This window comes from Amycolatopsis sp. WAC 04182, from assembly GCF_003947465.1.
Lineage (GTDB): Bacteria > Actinomycetota > Actinomycetes > Mycobacteriales > Pseudonocardiaceae > Amycolatopsis.
Genome location: NZ_QHJJ01000042.1, coordinates 1 through 712, shown reverse-complemented (window position 1 = coordinate 712; position 712 = coordinate 1). Strand labels below are relative to the sequence as shown.

The window sequence follows — 712 nt, the reverse complement described above, 5'->3', positions numbered from 1 at the left end:
GCGCCGGTCTGGTTGCCGACCCAGAAGACGAACATCGAGCACCAGGCGGCGTTGACGTAGGCCTGGCGGTTGCCGCCGTCACGGGCGACGGTCTCGCCGGCGCGCTGCGAGGAGGCGTACCACTTCTGGAACTTGGTGCCGCCGCCGTTGGCGTCCTCGGTGGTGCCGACCTGGGCCTTGGCGGTGGCCAGGACCTGGGCGGCGGTGACGTTGACCTTGCCCTTGGCGCTCTCGTCGCTCACCTTGGCGACGTACGGGCGGGCGGCGGTCCCGGCGGTCCCCGCGGCGGTGGTGCCGGCGGCGGCCTGCGAGGCGGTGTCGGCGTTCACTGCGGCGTGCGTGCCGAGCACGCCGGCGACGGCGGTCGCGCCGAGGGCGAGCTTGGCGAGGTCGAGCTTGAAGGCACGGTGAAGACGGTGCTTGGCCATGAGGGATTACTCCTTGTGCTTCCGTGCCGCTTACCGGGTTAGCTGACGGGTTCGGGCGGGAAGCTGCCCTACGGCACAGCAGTGCCGATTCACCCCGATGGACACATGGGTCCCCGGTTCCGCACCCAGGCGGATTCAGCGGTCTCTGGTCAGGCAAAGGGCTGACGCACGTCTTCCCGGGCCCAGTACAGCGCCTGAAGGTATATCTGCGACGCCCGGACGCGGATGGCCCGCGCCGACTCTGTCCAACATTGGGCATGCCAGGGTAATTCCCTGTCAATGTC

1 protein-coding gene and 1 riboswitch are annotated in these 712 nt (G+C 69.2%); the gene reads right to left on the bottom strand.

What is annotated here, in order from left to right; translation table 11 throughout:
• Nucleotides 1-428, bottom strand: a 428-nt coding sequence (locus DMH01_RS43140) for a hypothetical protein (RefSeq protein ID WP_199745853.1), incomplete at its 3' end; no start/stop codon positions are given.
• Between the two features lie 13 nt (nt 429-441).
• Nucleotides 442-579, bottom strand: a riboswitch (cyclic di-AMP (ydaO/yuaA leader).
• Nucleotides 580-712 lie beyond the last annotated feature (133 nt).